Origin of the sequence: Streptomyces sp. NPDC057137, assembly GCF_042670825.1 — a bacterium.
Lineage (GTDB): Bacteria > Actinomycetota > Actinomycetes > Streptomycetales > Streptomycetaceae > Streptomyces.
Genome location: NZ_JBHUUW010000006.1, coordinates 159,520 through 179,552, shown reverse-complemented (window position 1 = coordinate 179,552; position 20,033 = coordinate 159,520). Strand labels below are relative to the sequence as shown.

19 protein-coding genes are annotated in these 20,033 nt (G+C 70.0%); 16 read left to right on the top strand and 3 right to left on the bottom strand.

Features of this window, described 5'->3' with window-relative positions:
- Window positions 1-4: 4 nt before the first annotated feature.
- The 4 genes from ACFT9I_RS08070 to ACFT9I_RS08055 all read left to right on the top strand — a co-directional run bounded on the left by ACFT9I_RS08070 (window position 5) and on the right by ACFT9I_RS08055 (window position 4,755).
- Entirely contained in the window at window positions 5-1,729 is a 1,725-nt protein-coding gene (locus ACFT9I_RS08070; protein WP_382561913.1) for a serine/threonine-protein kinase, read from the top strand.
- Window positions 1,730-1,866: 137 nt separating this feature from the next.
- Entirely contained in the window at window positions 1,867-3,066 is a 1,200-nt protein-coding gene (mqnC, locus tag ACFT9I_RS08065; RefSeq protein ID WP_382561911.1) for a cyclic dehypoxanthinyl futalosine synthase, read from the top strand.
- Window positions 3,067-3,076: 10 nt separating this feature from the next.
- Window positions 3,077-3,730 (top strand): hypothetical protein, encoded by a 654-nt coding sequence (locus tag ACFT9I_RS08060; protein ID WP_382561979.1) that lies wholly within the window; start codon window positions 3,077-3,079, stop codon window positions 3,728-3,730.
- Window positions 3,731-4,053: 323 nt separating this feature from the next.
- Window positions 4,054-4,755: a demethylmenaquinone methyltransferase gene (locus ACFT9I_RS08055; RefSeq protein WP_382561909.1), complete on the top strand. Its 702-nt coding sequence runs from the start codon at window positions 4,054-4,056 to the stop codon at window positions 4,753-4,755.
- A 40-nt stretch (window positions 4,756-4,795) separates the two neighbouring features.
- Here the strand turns inward: ACFT9I_RS08055 and ACFT9I_RS08050 are convergent, their stop codons facing one another.
- On the bottom strand, window positions 4,796-5,314 hold the full coding sequence (locus ACFT9I_RS08050) for a GNAT family N-acetyltransferase (RefSeq protein ID WP_382561977.1): 519 nt from the start codon (window positions 5,312-5,314) through the stop codon (window positions 4,796-4,798).
- A gap of 145 nt (window positions 5,315-5,459) precedes the next feature.
- Between ACFT9I_RS08050 and ACFT9I_RS08045 the strand changes: the two genes are divergently transcribed.
- Window positions 5,460-6,743, top strand: a complete 1,284-nt coding sequence (locus ACFT9I_RS08045; RefSeq protein ID WP_382561907.1) for a geranylgeranyl reductase family protein — start codon at window positions 5,460-5,462, stop codon at window positions 6,741-6,743.
- 34 nt (window positions 6,744-6,777) lie between these two features.
- Here ACFT9I_RS08045 and ACFT9I_RS08040 read toward each other — a convergent pair whose 3' ends face one another.
- Complete coding sequence (locus ACFT9I_RS08040) at window positions 6,778-7,326, bottom strand: glycoside hydrolase family 25 protein (protein ID WP_382561905.1); 549 nt, start codon at window positions 7,324-7,326, stop codon at window positions 6,778-6,780.
- A 228-nt stretch (window positions 7,327-7,554) separates the two neighbouring features.
- Window positions 7,555-8,373, bottom strand: a complete 819-nt coding sequence (locus ACFT9I_RS08035) for a C40 family peptidase (RefSeq protein WP_382561903.1) — start codon at window positions 8,371-8,373, stop codon at window positions 7,555-7,557.
- Window positions 8,374-9,095: 722 nt separating this feature from the next.
- On the opposite strand from ACFT9I_RS08035, the gene ACFT9I_RS08030 reads away from it, so the two are divergent.
- The 11 genes from ACFT9I_RS08030 to nuoK all read left to right on the top strand — a co-directional run bounded on the left by ACFT9I_RS08030 (window position 9,096) and on the right by nuoK (window position 20,033).
- A complete protein-coding gene (locus tag ACFT9I_RS08030; protein WP_354607312.1) occupies window positions 9,096-9,455 on the top strand; it encodes an NADH-quinone oxidoreductase subunit A in 360 nt (119 codons plus the stop codon).
- 19 nt (window positions 9,456-9,474) lie between these two features.
- Window positions 9,475-10,029, top strand: coding sequence for an NADH-quinone oxidoreductase subunit B family protein (locus ACFT9I_RS08025; protein ID WP_160506582.1), 555 nt, complete (start codon window positions 9,475-9,477; stop codon window positions 10,027-10,029).
- Window positions 10,030-10,106: 77 nt separating this feature from the next.
- Window positions 10,107-10,802, top strand: a complete 696-nt coding sequence (locus ACFT9I_RS08020) for an NADH-quinone oxidoreductase subunit C (protein WP_382561975.1) — start codon at window positions 10,107-10,109, stop codon at window positions 10,800-10,802.
- Window positions 10,799-12,121, top strand: a complete 1,323-nt coding sequence (locus tag ACFT9I_RS08015; RefSeq protein WP_382561900.1) for an NADH-quinone oxidoreductase subunit D — start codon at window positions 10,799-10,801, stop codon at window positions 12,119-12,121. Before ACFT9I_RS08020 ends, ACFT9I_RS08015 begins: the two co-directional genes overlap by 4 nt.
- Before the next feature lie 32 nt (window positions 12,122-12,153).
- A complete protein-coding gene (nuoE, locus tag ACFT9I_RS08010; RefSeq protein WP_382561974.1) occupies window positions 12,154-12,972 on the top strand; it encodes an NADH-quinone oxidoreductase subunit NuoE in 819 nt (272 codons plus the stop codon).
- Window positions 12,972-14,327 carry an NADH-quinone oxidoreductase subunit NuoF gene (gene nuoF / locus ACFT9I_RS08005; RefSeq protein WP_382561898.1) on the top strand — a complete coding sequence of 452 codons (1,356 nt, stop codon included), beginning with the start codon at window positions 12,972-12,974 and terminating at the stop codon, window positions 14,325-14,327. Before nuoE ends, nuoF begins: the two co-directional genes overlap by 1 nt.
- Window positions 14,324-16,861 (top strand): NADH-quinone oxidoreductase subunit G, encoded by a 2,538-nt coding sequence (locus ACFT9I_RS08000; protein ID WP_382561896.1) that lies wholly within the window; start codon window positions 14,324-14,326, stop codon window positions 16,859-16,861. The genes nuoF and ACFT9I_RS08000 overlap by 4 nt, the downstream gene beginning before the upstream one ends.
- Window positions 16,858-18,255, top strand: a complete 1,398-nt coding sequence (gene nuoH / locus ACFT9I_RS07995) for an NADH-quinone oxidoreductase subunit NuoH (RefSeq protein WP_382561895.1) — start codon at window positions 16,858-16,860, stop codon at window positions 18,253-18,255. The genes ACFT9I_RS08000 and nuoH overlap by 4 nt, the downstream gene beginning before the upstream one ends.
- Complete coding sequence (gene nuoI, locus ACFT9I_RS07990; protein WP_382561893.1) at window positions 18,248-18,907, top strand: NADH-quinone oxidoreductase subunit NuoI; 660 nt, start codon at window positions 18,248-18,250, stop codon at window positions 18,905-18,907. The genes nuoH and nuoI overlap by 8 nt, the downstream gene beginning before the upstream one ends.
- The gene (locus ACFT9I_RS07985) at window positions 18,904-19,737 is read left to right on the top strand and encodes an NADH-quinone oxidoreductase subunit J (RefSeq protein ID WP_382561891.1); all 834 of its coding nucleotides are present in this window, start codon (window positions 18,904-18,906) and stop codon (window positions 19,735-19,737) included. Before nuoI ends, ACFT9I_RS07985 begins: the two co-directional genes overlap by 4 nt.
- Window positions 19,734-20,033, top strand: coding sequence for an NADH-quinone oxidoreductase subunit NuoK (gene nuoK / locus ACFT9I_RS07980; RefSeq protein ID WP_069927518.1), 300 nt, complete (start codon window positions 19,734-19,736; stop codon window positions 20,031-20,033). Before ACFT9I_RS07985 ends, nuoK begins: the two co-directional genes overlap by 4 nt.

The following is a 20,033-nucleotide window of genomic DNA, read 5'->3' as shown; positions in this document are numbered from 1 at the left end:
GGGTATGCAGCCGCTCGACGCGGACGGGCCTCGCACCATCGGCGCGTACCGGCTGCTGGGCAGACTCGGCGCCGGCGGCATGGGCCGGGTCTATCTGGCCAGGTCGGAGGGCGGCCGGACGGTCGCCGTCAAGGTCATCCATCCGCACTTCGCGCTGGACGAGGAGTTCCGGGCCCGCTTCCGCCGCGAGGTCGCGGCGGCCCGCCGGGTCGGCGGCGCCTGGACGGCGCCGGTGCTCGACGCCGACCCGGAGGCGGCCACGCCCTGGGTCGCCACCGGCTATGTGGCGGGCCCCTCGCTGACCCAGGCGGTCGCCACGTACGGCCCCCTGCCCGAGCGGACGGTACGGGCGCTGGGAGCCGGGCTCGCCGAGGCGCTGGGCGCGGTCCATGAACTGGGCCTCGTCCACCGCGACGTCAAACCGTCCAACGTCCTGCTCGCCCTCGACGGGCCCCGGCTCATCGACTTCGGGATAGCGCGCGCCACGGACGGCACCGCCTCACTCACCTCCACCGGCGTCTCCGTCGGCTCACCCGGCTACATGTCGCCCGAGCAGATACTCGGCAAGGGCGTCACGGGCGCGGCCGACGTCTTCTCGCTCGGCGCGGTGCTCGCGTACGCCACCGCCGGGGTCAGCCCGTTCCCCGGCGACTCCTCCGCCGCGCTGCTCTACAAGGTCGTCCACGAGGAGCCCGAACTGGGCGCGCTGGAAGGCGACTTGAAGGACCTGGTGGCCCACTGCCTCGCCAAGGACCCGGCCGCGCGCCCCGCGCCGGCGGAGATCGCCGCGCGGCTCGCGGCCGCGTCGGGCGGGGCGGTCGCGCTGGTGGACGAGGGCTGGCTGCCGGACCCACTGGTACGGGAGATCAGCCGGGCCGCCATAGAACTGCTGAACCTGGAGACGGCGCAGCCCGTACGGGACGCTCCCGGGCAGCCGGTGCACTGGCCCACGCCTCCGGAGTCGACCGGACACCCATCCCAGCCGGCGCTCCCGCTCGGCGAGTTCGGGCCGCCGACGGAGCCGGACGTGAAGGCGCACCCGACTGGCCCGCCCCGTGGCGGCCAGGACACCGACGACCCCCGGATGTCCCTCTCGGTCACCGCGGGCCGGGCCGGACCGCGCCGCCGCAAGGTGAGCTGCACCGTCGCCCTCGCCGTGGCGGGAGCGCTGGCCGCGGTCACGCTGGGCGGGACGCTGCTCCTGGACCAGTTCTCGGACAACAAGTCGTCGGACTCGGCCGACCGGGGCTCGGCGGGCGCGAGCCCCAAGCCGTCGGCCACGGCGCCCGATGCCGCCACGGACAGCCCCAGCGGCAGCCCGACCGGCAGCCCCACGGAGAGTGCCACCGGCGCGCCGGCGGCCGTGCCCGAGCAGTTCGTCGGCACCTGGAAGGGGCCGACGACCGAGGACTCCGGCGTGCCGCACGGCGACTACACCGTCGAGATCACCGAGGGCGGGAAGGGCGAGAAGGTGTTCCGCTCGACCAGCCTCCTCTCGCTGCTCGGCGTGGAGGTCGAGTGCTACGGCGTGGGCACGCTCGTGTCGGCCACCGCCAAGGAGATCCGGATCGAGGAGTCGACCGATCCCGAGCGGCCCGGCAGGGCGGGGCTGTGCACGACCACGGAGGCCGCCGCGCTGACGTTCACGCTCACCGGCAACGGTGATCTGAGCTTCGTCTCGACGGAGGAGGCGGCGGGCAACCCGACGGGGACGCTGAAGAAGCAGTAGCGACCTCGAAGACCCTGCGGGTCCCCACGAGGCCCCGCGAGGACCCCGCGAGCCCGGCAGCCGGTCGGCCCGTACCCCTGGCGTACGCTGGATCGGTCCGTAGATCCACTGATACACCGCCGAAAGGTGACGCCCCGGTGACCGAGAAGGCCGACCAGCAGTCTGTCCTCGACCGCGCTGCCGAGGGTGGCCGGATCACCCCCGAAGAGGCGCTCGACCTCTACCGCTCGGCCCCCCTCCACGCGCTCGGCTCCGCCGCCGACCGCGCGCGCCGCCGCCGGTACGCCGGCACGGAGCACATCGCGACGTACATCATCGAGCGGAACATCAACTACACCAACGTCTGCGTGACGGCGTGCAAGTTCTGCGCCTTCTACGCGGCCCCCAAGGACACCGACAAGGGCTGGACCCGCGACCTCGACGACATCCTGCGCCGCTGCGCGGAGACGGTCGAACTCGGCGGCACCCAGATCATGTTCCAGGGCGGCCACCACCCCGACTACGGCGTGGAGTACTACGAGAAGCACTTCGGCGCGATCAAGGCCGCGTTCCCGCAGCTGGTCATCCACTCCCTCGGCGCGTCCGAGGTCGAGCACATGGCCCGTCTCTCGGACGTCACCGTGGAGGAGGCGATCCGCCGGATCCACGCGGCGGGCCTCGACTCGTTCGCGGGCGCCGGCGCCGAACTGCTGCCGGCCCGGCCGCGTACGGCGATCGCGCCGCTCAAGGAGTCCGGCGAGCGGTGGCTGGAGATCATGGAGACCGCGCACGGCCTCGGCGTCGAGTCGACGTCCACGATGCTCATGGGCACCGGCGAGACGAACGCCGAGCGGATCGAGCACCTGCGGATGATCCGCGACGTACAGGACCGGACGGGCGGCTTCCGGGCGTTCATCCCGTACACCTACCAGCCGGAGAACAACAAGCTGAAGGGACAGACGCAGGCCACGCTCTTCGAGTACCTGCGGCTGATCGCCATCGCCCGCCTCTTCCTCGACAACGTCGCGCACATCCAGGGCTCCTGGCTGACCACGGGCAAGGAGGTCGGCCAACTGTCCCTGCACTACGGCGCGGACGACCTCGGCTCGATCATGCTGGAGGAGAACGTCGTCTCGTCGGCGGGCGCCAAGCACCGCTCGAACCGGCTGGAGATCATCGACCTGATCCGCAAGTCGGGCCGGGTGCCGGCGCAGCGCACCACGACGTACGAGCACATCGTCGTGCACGACGACCCGGCGAACGACCCGGTCGACGAGCGCGTCGCCTCGCACATCTCGTCCACCGCCATCGCGGGCGGCACGGCGCACCCGGAACTCAAGCTGCTCGACGCCAACTGACCGGGTGGCACTGACGATTCACCGGGCGGACCTGCTGCTGCCCGGCGCCGGACGCGCGCCCGTACCGGGCGGCGCGGTCCTGGTCGCGGGAGACGCGATCGAGGCCGTCGGCCCGTACGAGGAGCTGGCGGCCTCGCATTCCGCCGCCCGGGTCAGACGGTGGCCGGGCGTCCTCACACCGGGGCTGTGCAATCCGTACGGTCCCGAACTGCTGGAGCAGACCTACCATCCCGACCCGCGCGAGGCCGACGAGCTGGGGACGGAACCGCTGACCGGCGCCGCGCTCGCCGCGCTGGAGATGACCGACACCCGCTGGGGCGCGAGCGCGCGGCGCGGGATCCGGCGGATGCTGGCGCACGGCACGGTCGCGGTCGCCGGGACCCTGCGGCGGGCCACGGTGGCGGACGCCGTCGCGCGCTCGGGCCTCGGCATCGAGCAACGCCTCACCGAACCACCGGGCCCACCCGGCCTGGACCCCCTCGCAGGACGGCCGGTCGAGGAGGCGTTCGTGCTGCCGCCGCTGGGCTTCGAGGGCCGCCAGGCCGACTTCGCGGTGTTCGACGTCCCGCCCGCCGACGACCCGTACACCGCGCTGTCGCGCGCGGGCGCGACGAGCTGCGTGGCGACGGTCCTCGACGGCCGACTGGTCCACCGACGCGCCTGAGGCCGCGGCCGGTTCGTGTCGATCGCCGGACGGGCCGCATATGCGGCCCGTCCAGCGATCGAGGACAAGCGCGGCCCACGAGCCGCACGACCGGGCCGACGTTCCCGGCCGCGGCGCCGGACAGTCCCCGAGCCGACGCCGGAGGCGGGCGAGCCGACGCACGGACGTGCGTGAGGCACACGCCGGCGCGCCCCCGAGCGACCGGGCCGACGCGTGCGAGGCAGGCGCGCGGCGCCGCGGCCCGCCTGCGAGAATGGCGCCGTACCGCGGTGTACCGCGGTGGATCGCGCAGAGACAACCGAGACAAGTCAGGCGGAACGCCAGTGACCCGGGCCTCCCTGGACAAGCAGCCGCACGAAGTCGCCTCGATGTTCGACGACGTGGCGGCGAAGTACGACCTCACCAACGACGTGCTCTCCCTCGGCCAGGCGCGGCTCTGGCGCAAGGAGGTCGCGAAGGCGGTGAACGCCCGCCCCGCGCAGAAGGTCCTCGACCTCGCCGCGGGCACCGCCACCTCCTCCATGCCCTTCGCGGCCACCGGCGCCTACGTCGTGCCGTGCGACTTCTCGCTCGGCATGCTCCGCGAGGGCAAGAAGCGCCACCCCTGGCTGCCGCTGACCGCGGGCGACGCGACCAAACTGCCGTTCCGCGACGACGTCTTCGACACCGTCACGATCTCCTTCGGCCTGCGCAACGTCCAGGACACGGACGGCGCGCTGCGCGAGCTGTACCGGGTGACCAAGCCCGGCGGGCAGGTCGTGATCTGTGAGTTCTCCCAGCCGACCTGGGAGCCCTTCCGGACCGTCTACACCGAGTACCTGATGCGCGCGCTGCCGCCGACGGCGCGTGCCGTGTCCTCGAACCCGGACGCGTACGTGTACCTCGCCGAGTCCATCCGCGCCTGGCCCGACCAGCCGGGCCTCGCCGGTCTGCTCCAGAAGGCCGGCTGGTCGAAGGTCGCGTGGCGGAATCTGACCGGCGGGGTCGTGGCACTGCACCGCGGCATCAAGCCGTCCGAAGCCTGAGCGCGGTCGAAGCCCGAGCGGGGTCGAAGCCTGAGCGGAGTCAGGGCCGCCGGTCGAGCCTGAGCCGGAAGCGGTACGCCTTCCGCTGCCCCACCGGCGTCACGAACGTCTCTTCCAGCTCCATGCCCAGGCGCCGCGCCACCGCGACCGAGCGGTCGTTGCGGGCGTCGACCATCGCCACGACGGTGGGGACGCCCGCCGCCCGTACCCGCTCCAGCGTCGCGTGCGCGGCGGCCGTCACGTACCCCTTGCCCCAGTACGCGCGGCCGAGGCGCCAGCCGATCTCGATCTCGCCGACCGGGCCGAACGACGTGTGCGGCCACGGCTGCGCGCCGGTGAAGCCGATCACCCGGTCCTCGGAGTCCAGCATCGTCCAGAGGCAGAAGCCGCGTTCGGCGGCGTGCCCGCGCTGGCGGGCGGTGAACTCCTCGTACTCGGAGAGCGGCGCGGGACCGCCGTGGAACTCCATGACATCCGGATCGTCGAAGAGCCGGTGCCACTCCCGCGAGTCCTCCTCGGTGGGAACACGGAGCCGCACGACGGGGACCGGTCGGGTGATGTCGTTCACGAGGGCAGCCCTTCAACTTGTCGATCAATACGCACCCATAGACTGCACCTGTCCAGTGCCGAACATGTCCACAGCCGTCGGTACGCCATGATGGGACCCGCCAGCCGAGTCCCACGAGTCTTCGGGAGATCCCGCTGTGACCGAGCCCCTCTCCGAACACACCGCAGATGTGATCGTCGTCGGTGCGGGCCCGGCGGGCTCCACCACGGCGTACCACCTCGCCAAGTCGGGCCTGGACGTCCTGCTGCTGGAGAAGACCGCGTTCCCGCGCGAGAAGGTGTGCGGCGACGGTCTCACCCCGCGCGCCACCAAGCAGCTCGTGGGCATGGGCATCGACATCTCCGAGGAGGCCGGCTGGCTCCGTAACAAGGGCCTGCGGATCATCGGCGGCGGTGTACGGCTCCAACTCGACTGGCCGGATCTCGCCAGCTACCCGGACTACGGACTCGTACGCAAGCGCGACGACTTCGACGAGCAACTGGCCCGGCAGGCGCAGAAGGCCGGGGCGCGGCTGCACGAGCGCTGCAACGTCGGCGCGCCGATCATCGACCCGCGCACCGGCCGGATCACCGGCGTCAACGCCAAGATGGGCGAGGAGAAGACGCCCGTCACCTTCCACGCCCCGCTCGTCGTCGCCGCCGACGGCAACTCCACACGGCTGTCGCTCGCGATGGGGCTGCACCGGCGCGAGGACCGGCCGATGGGCGTCGCCGTCCGTACGTACTTCACCTCGCCCCGGCACGACGACGACTACCTGGAGTCGTGGCTGGAGCTGTGGGACCGGCGCGGTCCGCAGGACCGGCTGCTGCCCGGCTACGGCTGGATCTTCGGCATGGGCGACGGCACCTCCAACGTCGGTCTGGGCATCCTCAATTCGTCGTCCGCCTTCAAGGAGCTGGACTGGCGCGAGGTGCTGAAGGCGTGGTGCGCGTCGATGCCGGAGGACTGGGGCTACACGCCCGACAACATGACGATGCCGATCCGCGGCGCCGCGCTGCCGATGGCCTTCAACCGGCAGCCGCACTACACCAAGGGCCTGCTGCTGGTCGGTGACGCGGGCGGTCTGGTCAACCCGTTCAACGGTGAGGGCATCGCGTACGCCATGGAGTCCGGCCAGATCGCGGCGGACGTCATCGTGCAGGCGCAGTCCCGGCAGACGCCCGGACAGCGCGAGATGGCCCTCCAGCGCTATCCGCGGGTGCTCAAGGAGACCTACGGCGGCTACTACACGCTGGGCCGCGCCTTCGTGAAGCTGATCGGCAACCCGAAGGTCATGAAGATCGCGACGCAGCGGGGGCTCACGCACCCGCTGCTGATGAAGTTCACGCTCAAGATGCTGGCGAATCTGACCGACCCGTCGGGCGGCGACGCGATGGACCGCATCATCAACGGTCTCAGCAAGGTCGCGCCGAAGTCGTAGGACGGTGCGGGGCGGTGCGGTGCGGTGGGCCGGGTTATCCCTCGGCCCACTTCCGCAGGGCGGCGGCGTCCGCGAACTTGCCGACGTTCGTGTCGAGCGGAGTGTCCGTGTACTGGTGGAACTTCCACGCGGCCTTGATCCGGGGCTTGCCCGCCGTCACATAGTCCGCGATCCACAGGGCGTCGCCCGCCTCGCTCGTGGTGTCGCGGTTGAGCCAGAAGTCCCGGTTGCAGTACAGCCCGACGCGGTGGTCCGCGCCCCGCAGCCGCTTGACCTCCGCCAGGAAGGCGTCCTTCGACGCGCAACTGACGTCCGCGTCCTCCCAGTCGGCGAACAGCGGGTCGCCCGCGCGCTCGGCGGCCTTGTTCACGAAGTACTCCGCCTGCGCCTTCATGCTGCCGGGCCGCAGGAAGTGGTAGAAGCCGACGACGAGCCCGGCCTCCCGCGCGTGTGAAGCCTGGGCCTTCATACGGGGGTTGAGGTACGAGGTGCCCTCGGTGGCTTTGACGATGGCGAAGTGCAGGCCCTGCGTGGAGAACGACGAGCTCTGGTACGACGAAACGTCGACGCCGTTGACGGTCATCGGTGGTGCCTCCTGCGCTGTGCGTGGTGTGGGGGGAGAGGTTCCCTGCCAGTCCGATGCCCCCGATGGCGTCGGGCCACTCTCGAACACGTCTGTCCGCGAGGCCCGTCGGGGTACGCCGGGGCGCGCGGCACGGCGAAGGGCCGCCGCTCCCCGGGGCGGGGGAGTGGCGGCCCTTTGGTCATGAGGGTCGTGCGGAGGTGCCGGTGGGTCAGAGGTGCCGATGCGTCAGAGGAGACGGACCGCGCCGCTCGGCGGGTCCCAGTCCAGCGTCTTCTCGACGACGCCCGTACCGGAGTTCTGGGCGCCGATGAACTTGCCGCCGCCGGAGTAGATCCCCACGTGGTACGCGCTGCCCGCGCCGCCCCAGTAGAGGATGTCGCCGGGCTGGAGGTTGTCCAGGGAGACCTGGGTGCCGGCCGTCGACTGCGGCTGCGAGGTGCGCGGCAGGTCGACACCGGCCTGGCGGTACGCGGCCTGGACGAGGCTGGAGCAGTCCCACGAGTTCGGGCCGGTGGAGCCGAGGACGTACGCGTCGCCGACCTGGGCGCGCGCGAAGGCCAGGACGGCCGCGGCGGAACCGGAGGCCTGCGTGGTGCCGTACGAGGCCGGGGTGGAGGAACCGGAGGAGGAAGCGGCGAGCGTCGTCCGCTCCTCGGAGCGTGAGGCGCGCTCCTCCTCGGCGGCCTTGGCGCGGGCGGCGGCCGCGGCCTTCTCCTTCGCCTCGGCCTTGCGCTCCGCCTCGGCCTTGGCCTTCTTGGCGACCTTCGCGGCGTGGGTCGCCGCTGCGTCCTGCTGGGCCCTCAGTTCGAGGTCGACCGCGACCTGCTGGGTGGCGGCGGCGGACTGCGCGACGCTGCCGGCGAGGCCGGAGGTGAGCGTGGGCATCTCGATGGTCTCGGTCACCGGCTCGGCGTTGGCCGGAGCGGCGGCACCAGCCAGCGCGATGGTGCTGAGGACGCCACCGGCAACTCCGGACCGGATCGCGGTTTTCGACGCGTTTCGGCGGGGCTTCCGGTGGCTGGGTATGTGAGCGGTGTGGGACATGAGGACAATCGCTATCAGGGCTTTCGGGTTCCCTTCAAGCAAAGTGTGTTGCGCCACAGTTACGTTCGGAATGGGTCAATCCGCTTGCTGGAGACCTTTATTGACGCCGTAACGGGCATATCGGGCACTCGTGATCATGGCTGTGATCATAGGGTTTCGGTGAATCGCCCGGATTGCCCGTCACCTACCATCCGTTCGCTCTGATGGCCAAGCCCCACTCTTGGGACGGTTGAGCGGAGTGGCGCAGGTCACAGAATGATGAACGCCGGGACTCCCGGGCGCTCGTGAACGCGTGCACGTGATCCGTGTTCGTCCGCCTCCGCCCGCCCCCGTCCACCTCTGTCCCGTGACCTCCCCCGGGCGGGTGGCGCGCGCCTCTATCACCCGCGCGCGTCCATCTCCAATTTGCTGCTCTCCGCATTGCCTTGATAGGGCCGCGCGCCTCCGACCAGCGGTAACTCTCCGCATTGTTACCTCAGGTGATCGACCGACCGCTGCCCGTTCGAAGGTCCAACGGCCCTCCGACACATGATCGATCGTCAGGTGGTGGAGATCACAAACTCGTTGTTGCACCCCGTGTCGCACGTCACAGAGTGGGAGGCATAGGATGCGGGGCAGTCCGGCTTGTGAACTGCCTCACATACGCGTGATCTTCGTGGGGCGGCGAGACAGAAGCTCGGTTGAGGACCAACGGTCAGGGACGACTGGAAGGAGCGAGGAGCGTGAATGCCTACGCGCCAATCCTCGTGCTCGGCGCTCTCGGTGCCGCGTTTGCGATCTTCTCCGTGGTATCGGCCACGCTTATCGGCCCGAAAAGGTACAACCGGGCAAAACTCGAAGCGTACGAGTGCGGCATCGAGCCCACTCCCACGCCGGCCGGAGGTGGCCGCTTTCCCATCAAGTACTACCTGACGGCGATGCTCTTCATCATTTTCGACATCGAGGTCGTCTTCCTTTACCCCTGGGCCGTCACCTTCGACGCACTGGGGCTTTTCGGGCTCGTGGAGATGTTGCTCTTCGTGCTCACCGTCTTCGTCGCCTACGCGTATGTGTGGCGGCGCGGCGGTCTGGAATGGGACTAAAGGCGCGGAAGGGCAACCAATGGGACTCGAAGAGAAGCTGCCGAGCGGATTTCTGCTGACCACCGTCGAGCAGGCCGCGGGCTGGGTGCGGAAGTCGTCCGTCTTTCCGGCGACCTTCGGCCTCGCCTGCTGTGCCATCGAGATGATGACGACGGGCGCCGGCCGCTACGACCTGGCCCGGTTCGGCATGGAGGTCTTCCGCGGTTCGCCGCGCCAGGCCGACCTGATGATCGTGGCAGGACGGGTGAGCCAGAAGATGGCGCCCGTCCTGAGGCAGGTCTACGACCAGATGCCGAATCCCAAGTGGGTCATTTCCATGGGGGTTTGCGCGTCGTCCGGCGGGATGTTCAACAACTACGCGATTGTCCAGGGCGTCGACCACATCGTCCCTGTCGACATCTACCTGCCGGGCTGCCCGCCGCGTCCGGAAATGCTGATGGACGCCATTCTCAAACTCCACCAGAAGATCCAGGGCGGAAAGCTCGGGGTCAACGCGGAGGAGGCCGCCCGCGAGGCGGAGGAGGCGGCGCTCAAGGCGCTCCCGACGATCGAGATGAAGGGGCTGCTGCGGTGAGCGACGAGCAGCGATCCGGAAGTTCCCCGGACAACGAGCCGACCGACGCCCGGCCGGGCGACGAGGCCGGCAGCAGCGTGCCGTCCGCGCGTGGCCAGGCCGCCGAGGTCATCGGCGTACGCAAGGGCATGTTCGGCACCGACACCGGCGGCGGTGACACCAGCGGCTACGGCGGTCTCGTCAGGACCGTGAGCCTGCCCGGCGCCGCCAGCCGCCCGTACGGCGGCCGCGACGGTGTCTTCGACGAGATCGCCGACGAACTCGAAGGCGCGCTGGAGGAGCAGGGACTGCTCCCCTCCAACGCCATCGAGAAGACGGTCGTCGACCGCGGCGAACTCACCTTCCACATCGCCCGCGAGCACCTGGTCCAGGTCGCCAAGACCCTGCGCGACGACCCGGCGCTCCGCTTCGAGCTCTGTACGGGTGTGTCCGGCGTCCACTTCCTGGGCGACAAGGGCCGCGAGCTGCACGCCGTCTACCACCTGCGCTCACTGACGCACGGCCGGCTGATCCGTCTTGAGGTGTCCGCACCGGACGCCGACCCGCACGTGCCGTCCCTCGTCGCGGTCTATCCGACCAACGACTGGCACGAGCGTGAGACGTACGACTTCTTCGGCCTGATCTTCGACGGCCACCCCGCCCTCACCCGGATCATGATGCCGGACGACTGGCAGGGCTTCCCGCAGCGCAAGGACTATCCCCTCGGCGGCATCGCCGTCGAGTACAAGGGCGCCCAGATCCCGTCTCCGGACCAGCGGAGGTCGTACTCATGACCACCCCACACGCCACTCCCCGTGCCACCACCGAGGGCACCGTCTACACCGTCACCGGTGGTGACTGGGACGAGGTCGTCGAGACCGCGGCCAAGTCGGACGACGAGCGCATCATCGTCAACATGGGTCCCCAGCACCCGTCGACGCACGGTGTGCTCCGGCTGATCCTGGAGATCGAGGGCGAGACCGTCACCGAGGCCCGCTGCGGCATCGGCTATCTGCACACCGGTATCGAGAAGAACCTCGAATTCCGCAACTGGACGCAGGGCACCACCTTCGTCACGCGGATGGACTACCTGACGTCGTTCTTCAACGAGACGGCGTACTGCCGGGCCGTGGAGACGCTGCTGGGCATCGAGGACGACATCCCGGACCGGGCGAACATCATCCGCGTCCTGCTGATGGAGCTGAACCGGCTCTCGTCGCACCTCGTCTGTATCGCCACCGGCGGTATGGAACTCGGCGCGACCACGATCATGATCTACGGATTCCGCGATCGTGAACTGATTCTCGACGCCTACGAGTTGATCACCGGCCTGCGGATGAACCACGCGTTCATCCGGCCCGGCGGCCTCGCCCAGGACCTTCCCCCGGGCGCCGTCGACCATCTGCGCGAACTGCTGAAGACCCTGCGCAAGAACCTGCCGGAGTACGACGCGCTCGCCACCGGCAACCCGATCTTCAAGGCCCGTATGCAGGACGTCGGCTATCTCGACCTGGCCGGCTGCATGGCGCTCGGCGCCACCGGACCGATCCTGCGCTCGGCCGGGCTGCCGCACGACCTGCGCAAGACCGACCCGTACTGCGGTTACGAGACGTACGACTTCGACATCCCGACCGCCGAGACCTGCGACGCCTACGGCCGCTTCCTCATCCGGCTGGAAGAGATGCGCCAGTCGCTGCGGATCGTCGAACAGTGCCTGGACCGCCTGGAGCCGGGCCCGGTCATGGTCGGCGACAAGAAGATCGCCTGGCCCGCGCAGCTCGCGCTCGGCCCGGACGGACTCGGCAACTCGCTCGACCACATCAAGAACATCATGGGCACGTCCATGGAGGCTCTGATCCATCACTTCAAGCTGGTGACGGAGGGCTTCCGGGTCCCGCCCGGCCAGGCGTACGCCGCCGTCGAGTCGCCCAAGGGCGAACTCGGCGTGCACGTCGTCTCCGACGGGGGCACGCGCCCCTACCGGGTCCACTTCCGCGACCCGTCGTTCACCAATCTCCAGTCCATGGCGGCCATGTGTGAGGGCGGCCAGGTCGCCGACGTCATCGTCGCCGTCGCGTCCATCGACCCCGTGATGGGAGGCGTCGACCGGTGACCACCACACCGAATTCCGAGGTCAGCCTCGGAATGCCCCAACTCCCCGCCCCCGACTACCCGGCCGATGTACGCGCCCGGCTGGAGACGGACGCGAAGGAGGTGATCGCCCGCTACCCCGACAGCCGCTCGGCCCTGCTGCCGCTGCTGCACCTCACCCAGTCCGAGGAGGGGTACGTCACCCGTACCGGCGTCCGGTTCTGCGCCGAGATGCTGGGGCTGACCACCGCCGAGGTGACCGCGGTCTCCACCTTCTACTCGATGTACCGGCGCAAGCCGTCCGGCGACTACCAGGTCGGCGTCTGCACCAACACGCTGTGCGCGGTGATGGGCGGCGACGCCATCTTCGACGAGCTGAAGCAGCACCTGGGCGTCGGCAACAACGAGACCACCGAGGACGGCAAGGTCACGCTGGAGCACATCGAGTGCAACGCGGCCTGCGACTTCGCGCCGGTGGTGATGGTCAACTGGGAGTTCTTCGACAACCAGACCGTCGAGTCGGCGAAGCAGCTCGTGGACGACCTCATGGCCGGCGAGCAGGTCACCCCGACCCGCGGCGCGCCCCTGTGCACGTACAAGGAGACCGCGCGGATCCTCGCGGGCTTCCCCGACGAGCGCCCCGGCGCCGTCGGCGCCACCGGTGGCGCGGGCCCCGCCTCGCTGATCGGCCTCAAGCTCGCCAAGGGCGAGGCGGTCTCGGGCCGTACGCCGGGACCGCAGCCGGCCGCGCCCGCGGATGCCGCACCCCACCAGCCCGGTTCCGAGCACCTGAGCTCGCACGACGCGCCGCAGAAGACCTCGGCGTCCGACCCCGCGAACCCCACGGGCCCGGTAGCCGAGGAGGGGAAGTGATGACCACAGCACCCGAGATGAGCGACACCGGCCCGGAGAAGCTTCTCTCTCCGGTCCTGTCCGCGTTCTGGGACCAGCCCGACGCGTGGACGCTGGAGACGTACAAGCGTCACGAGGGGTACGAGGGCCTGCGCAAGGCGCTCGCCATGACGCCCGACGACCTCATCGCGTACGTGAAGGACTCCGGTCTGCGCGGCAGGGGCGGCGCGGGCTTCCCCACCGGTATGAAGTGGCAGTTCATTCCGCAGGGCGACGGCAAACCGCACTATCTCGTCGTCAACGCCGACGAGTCGGAGCCCGGCACCTGCAAGGACATCCCCCTTCTCTTCGCCAACCCGCACTCCCTCATCGAGGGAATGATCATCGCCTGCTACGCGATCCGCTCGCAGCACGCCTTCATCTATCTGCGCGGCGAGGTCGTGCCCGTACTGCGCAGGCTGCACGAGGCCGTACGTGAGGCCTACGAGGCGGGCTACCTCGGCAAGGACATCCTCGGCAGCGGGATCGACCTCGACATCACCGTGCACGCGGGGGCCGGCGCGTACATCTGCGGCGAGGAGACCGCGCTGCTGGACTCGCTGGAGGGACGGCGCGGACAGCCCCGCCTCCGCCCGCCGTTCCCGGCGGTCGCGGGTCTCTACGCGTGCCCCACTGTGGTGAACAACGTCGAATCCATCGCCTCGGTTCCCGCGATCCTCAACCGCGGCAAGGACTGGTTCAAGTCGATGGGCAGCGAGAAGTCCGCGGGCTTCACGCTCTACTCGCTCAGCGGGCACGTCACCAGCCCCGGCCAGTACGAGGCCCCGCTCGGCATCACCCTGCGCCAGCTGCTCGACATGGGCGGCGGCGTGCGCAAGGGCCACCGGCTCAAGTTCTGGACGCCGGGCGGCTCTTCCACCCCGATGTTCACCGACGAGCACCTGGACGTGCCCCTCGACTACGAGGGCGTCGGCGCCGCCGGATCCATGCTCGGCACCAAGGCGCTCCAGTGCTTCGACGAGACCACCTGTGTGGTGCGCGCCGTCACCCGCTGGACCGAGTTCTACGCCCACGAGTCCTGCGGCAAATGCACCCCGTGCCGTGAAGGCACCTACTGGCTGGTCCAGTTGCTGCGCGACATCGAGGCCGGCAAGGGCGTGCCCTCCGACCTCGACAAGCTCAACGACATCGCCGACAACATCAACGGCAAGTCGTTCTGCGCCCTCGGGGACGGCGCCGCGGCGCCGATCTTCTCCTCGCTCAAGTACTTCCGCGAGGAGTACGAGCAGCACATCACCGGCAAGGGCTGCCCCTTCGACCCGGCGAAGTCCACCCTATGGGCCGACCGACACACGCACCTGGAGGTGAACGCATGACAGTCACCACGTCTGCCCCCTCCGGCGGCGGCGAGGCGGCGGTCCCGCCCGAAGATCTCGTCTCGCTGACGATCGACGGCATCGAGATCTCGGTCCCCAAGGGGACCTTGGTGATCCGCGCGGCCGAACTCCTCGGCATCGAGATCCCCCGCTTCTGCGACCACCCGCTCCTCGACCCGGTCGGCGCCTGCCGGCAGTGCATCGTCGAGGTCGAGGGCCAGCGCAAGCCGATGGCCTCCTGCACCATCACCTGCACCGACGGCATGGTCGTCAAGTCGCAGATCACCTCGCCGGTCGCCGAGAAGGCCCAGCGCGGTGTGATGGAGCTGCTGCTCATCAACCACCCGCTGGACTGCCCGGTCTGCGACAAGGGCGGTGAGTGTCCGCTGCAGAACCAGGCGATGAGCACCGGCCAGGCCGACACCCGGTTCGAGGGCAAGAAGCGGACCTTCGAGAAGCCCCTGCCGATCTCCACCCAGGTGCTGCTCGACCGCGAGCGGTGCGTGCTCTGCGCGCGCTGCACCCGCTTCTCCAACCAGGTCGCGGGCGACCCGGTGATCGAGTTCCTGGAGCGCGGCGCGCTCCAGCAGGTCGGCATCGGCGTGGGCGACCCCTTCGAGTCGTACTTCTCCGGCAACACCATCCAGATCTGCCCGGTCGGCGCGCTGACCTCGGCGGCGTACCGCTTCCGCTCCCGCCCGTTCGACCTGGTCTCCTCGCCGAGCGTGTGCGAGCACTGCTCGGGCGGCTGCGCCACCCGCACCGACCACCGGCGCGGCAAGGTCATGCGGCGGATGGCCGCCGAGGACCGCGAGGTCAACGAGGAGTGGATCTGCGACAAGGGGCGGTTCGGCTTCCGTTACGCGCAGCGGCCGGACCGGCTCACCACGCCTCTCGTACGGGGCGCGGACGGCGAGCTGGCACCGGCGAGCTGGCCGGAGGCACTTGAGGCCGCCGCGAACGGTCTCGCCGCCGCACGCGGCCGGGCCGCCGTCCTGGCAGGCGGCCGGCTGACGGTCGAGGACTCCTACGCGTACGCCAAGTTCGCCCGGGTCGCGCTCGACACCAACGACATCGACTTCCGCGCGCGCGTGCACAGCGCCGAGGAGGCCGAGTTCCTCGCCGCCCATGTCGCCGGCCACGGCCTCGACCTGGACGGCAAGGGGATCACCAACACGACGCTGGAGAAGGCCCCGGCCGTCCTGCTCGTCGGGTTCGAGTCCGAGGAGGAGGCGCCCGGCGTCTTCCTGAGGATGCGCAAGGCCCACCGCAAGCACGGGCAGCGCAGCTTCTCCCTCGCCACGCACGCCACCCCCGGTCTGACGAAGGCGGGCGGCACGCTGCTGCCCGCCGCGCCCGGCACCGAGACCGAATGGCTCGACGCGCTCGCCTCGCAGACCGGCCTCGAAGGCGCGGGCACCCGCGCCGCCGAGGCCCTGCGCGAGAGCGGCGCGGTGATCGTCGTCGGCGAACGGCTCGCCGCCGTTCCCGGCGGGCTCACCGCCGCCGCCAGGGCCGCCACCGCGACCGGCGCCAAGCTCGTCTGGGTCCCGCGCAGGGCCGGCGAGCGCGGCGCGATCGAGGCCGGCGCGCTGGCGACGCTGCTGCCCGGCGGCCGTCCCGCCACGGACCCGCGGGCCCGTGAGGAGACCGCCGAGGTCTGGCGCGTACGTGAACTGCCGCACCGCCACGGCCGGGACACCGGCCAGATCGTCGAGGCCGCCGCGACCGGCGAACTCGGCGCGCTGGTCGTCGCGGGCGTCGAGGTCGCCGACCTGCCGGACCCGGCACGCGCGCGTGAGGCGCTCGCGGCCGTCGGCTTCCTGGTGTCGCTGGAACTGCGTCCCAGCGAGGTCACCGACCACGCCGACGTCGTCTTCCCGGTCGCCGCCGTCGCCGAGAAGGCCGGCACCTTCCTCAACTGGGAGGGCAGGGCCCGCATGTTCGACGCGGCGCTCAAGCCCGAGCAGATGACGCGCAGGCTGGCCACGGACGACGCGCGGGTGCTGCACATGCTCGCCGACGCCATGGACGTACCGCTGGCGCTGCCCGACCTGAAGTCCGTACGCCGCGAACTGGACCGGTTCGGCAACTGGGACGGCGCTCGCGCCGTACCGCCCGTCGAGTCGTCGCGTCCGCTGCCCCGTCCGGGCGCGGGCGAGGCGGTCCTCGCCGGTCACCGGCTGCTGCTCGACCAGGGCCGGCTCCAGGACGGCGACGAGGCCCTGGCGGGCACGCGCCACGCGGCCGTCGCCCGGCTCTCCGCCACCACGGCGGCCGAGACGGGCGTCAAGGACGGCGACGTCCTGGCCGTCACCGGGCCCGCCGGCACGGTCGAACTGCCGCTCAGCGTCACGGAGATGCCCGACAAGGTCGTCTGGCTGCCGCTGAACTCGACCGGCGGCGGTGTCCTCGCGGACACCGGCTCCCGGCCGGGCACGCTGGTCCGGATCGGCCCCGCCGAGGCACCGGCCCCGGCCGACGCCATTCCGGCCGGCGCCCCGGAGTCCGACGCACCGGAGGTGCGCGCATGACCGCCCTCGACCGACTCGGCGCGGCCCCCGCGCAGAGTGTCCTCGCCGCCGAGGACCTCTCGATGTTCGGCACCGACCCCTGGTGGCTGGTGGCCTTCAAGGCCGTCTTCTGCTTCGCGTTCCTGATGGTGACCGTGCTGGTCGCCATCGTCTGGGAGCGCAAGGTCGTCGCCTGGATGCAGCTGCGCATCGGCCCCAACCGGCACGGCCCCTGGGGCATGCTCCAGTCGCTCGCCGACGGCATCAAGCTGATGCTGAAGGAAGACGTCGTCGTCAAGCGGGCCGACAAGGTCGTCTACATCCTGGCGCCGATCATCGCGGCGGTGCCCGCCTTCATGGCGATCGCCGTGATCCCCTTCGGGCCCGCGGGCAACGAGGTCTCGATCTTCGGCCAGCGCACCACGATGCAGCTGACCGACCTGCCGATCGCGATGCTCTACATCCTCGCGGTCGCCTCGGTCGGCATCTACGGCATCGTCCTCGCCGGCTGGTCGTCCGGATCGACGTACCCGCTGCTCGGCGGTCTGCGCTCGTGCGCGCAGATGATCTCGTACGAGATCGCCATGGGCGCCGCCTTCGCCTCGGTGTTCCTCTACTCCGGGTCGATGTCGACCTCGGCGATCGTCGAGGCACAGGCCGACCGCTGGTACATCATCCTGCTGCCGGTCTCCTTCATCATCTACATCGTCACGATGGTCGGCGAGACCAACCGCGCGCCGTTCGACATGCCCGAGTCCGAGGGCGACCTGGTCGGCGGCTTCAACACCGAGTACTCGTCGATCAAGTTCGCGCTGTTCATGCTGGCCGAGTACGTCAACATGGTCACCGTCTCCGCCGTGGCCACCACGCTCTTCCTGGGCGGCTGGCGGGCCCCGTGGCCCATCTCCACGTTCTGGGAGGGCGCGAACCACGGCTGGTGGCCGATGCTCTGGTTCATCGTCAAGGTCCAGCTGCTGCTGTTCTTCTTCATCTGGCTGCGCGGCACGCTCCCGCGGGTGCGCTACGACCAGTTGATGAAGCTCGGCTGGAAGGTCCTGATCCCGGTCTCGGTCGTCTGGCTGATGCTGGTGGCGACCGTGCGCGCCCTGCGGAACGAGAACTACGACTTCCAGGACATCGTCCTGTACGTCGCCGGGGCCGTCATCGCGATCCTGCTGCTCTCCTTCGTCGCCGACATCTTCCGGGACAAGAAGGAGAAGGCCGCCGCCGCGGCCGAACCACCACCGCCGCCGTTCGACCCGATGGCCGGTGGCTACCCGGTGCCTCCGCTGCCGGGGCAGACCCTGCCGCCCGTGCCGCGCCGGCGCTCACGCGGTGAGCGCGAACTGGTTGTCAGTGGCGGAGTCAATACTGAGAGTGACGCGAGTGACGGAAAGGAGGCTGACGGTGCCTGACAACACTTCCAAAGGTTCGAAGGGGGACGACCCCGGCGAGCGCCGGCTGAATCCGGTCGCCGGCTTCGGCGTGACCTTCAAGGCCATGTTCAAGAAGCGGCTGACCGAGCAGTATCCGGAGACGGAGAAGGTGACGGCGCCGCGCTTCCACGGCCGCCATCAGCTGAACCGTCATCCGGACGGCCTGGAGAAGTGCATCGGCTGCGAGCTGTGCGCCTGGGCCTGCCCGGCGGACGCGATCTATGTCGAGGGCGCGGACAACACCGAGGAGGAGCGCTACTCCCCGGGCGAGCGTTACGGCCGCGTCTACCAGATCAACTACGCCCGCTGCATCCTGTGCGGACTGTGCATCGAGGCGTGCCCCACGCGGGCGCTCACGATGACCAACGAGTTCGAGCTGGCCGACAGTTCGCGCGAGAGCCTCATCTACACCAAGGAGCAGCTCCTCGCCGGCCTGGAGGAGGGCATGGTCGAGTCCCCGCACTCGATCTTCCCCGGCACGGACGAACAGGACTACTACCGGGGCCTGGTGACCGAGGCCGCTCCCGGCACGGTCAAGCAGGTCGCGTACACCAAGGGCGAAGTCCCGCAGGAGAGCGCCTCCACCTTCGGCGAGGACGAACCGGCTTCGAAGAAGGTGATCGGCGGATGAACACGCTCGCCGCTTCCCTCACCTCGACCGGCGAGGCCGTCCAGTTCTGGATTCTCGGCACCGTCGCCGTGATCGGCGCGCTCTGCACGATCCTGATGAGGCGGGCCGTGCACAGCGCGCTCTGTCTCGCCGGGACCATGATCATCCTGGCGGTCTTCTACCTGGCCAACGGGGCGTACTTCCTGGGCATCGTGCAGATCGTCGTCTACACCGGCGCGATCATGATGCTGTTCCTCTTCGTGGTCATGCTCGTCGGCGTCACCGCCGCCGACTCCCTCACGGAGACGATCAAGGGCCAGCGCTGGTGGGCCGCCGCCTGCGGGCTCGGCTTCGGCGTCCTGCTGATCGCCGGCATCGGCAACGCGTCGCTGACGACCTTCACCGGACTCGGCGTCGCCAACGCCGGAGGCAACGTCGAGGGCCTGGCCGCCCTGATCTTCACCAAGTACGTGTTCGCCTTCGAGATCACCGGCGCCCTGCTGATCACGGCCTCCGTCGGCGCGATGGTGCTCACGCACCGCGAGCGCACCGAACGGGCCCTGACCCAGCGCGAGATGTCCGAGCAGCGCATCCGCAGCAAGCACCTGCCTCCGCTGCCCGCGCCCGGCGTCTACGCCCGGCACAACGCGGTGGACATCGCCGGTCTGCTGCCCGACGGCACCGCCTCGGAGCTGACGGTCAACAAGACGCTGAAGGACCGCGGCCAGATCCGGGACGTCTCCGGTGAGGCCATCGCCGACCTGAAGGCGCTGGAACAGCGCTCGTCGGAGCGCCTCGGCCGCGACGAGCGCCGGGACCGCGAGGACCGCGAGGAGGGCGTCACCAAATGAATCCGGTCAACTACCTCTATCTCGCCGCCCTGTTGTTCACCATCGGTGCGGCCGGAGTGCTGATCCGGCGCAATGCGATCGTCGTCTTCATGTGCGTCGAGCTGATGCTCAACGCGTGCAACCTCGCGTTCGTCGCCTTCTCCCGGATGCACGGCAATCTGGACGGCCAGATCATCGCCTTCTTCACGATGGTCGTGGCAGCGGCGGAAGTCGTCGTCGGGCTCGCGATCATCGTGTCGCTGTTCCGTTCGCGCCACTCGGCCTCGGTCGACGACGCCAGCCTGATGAAGCTCTGA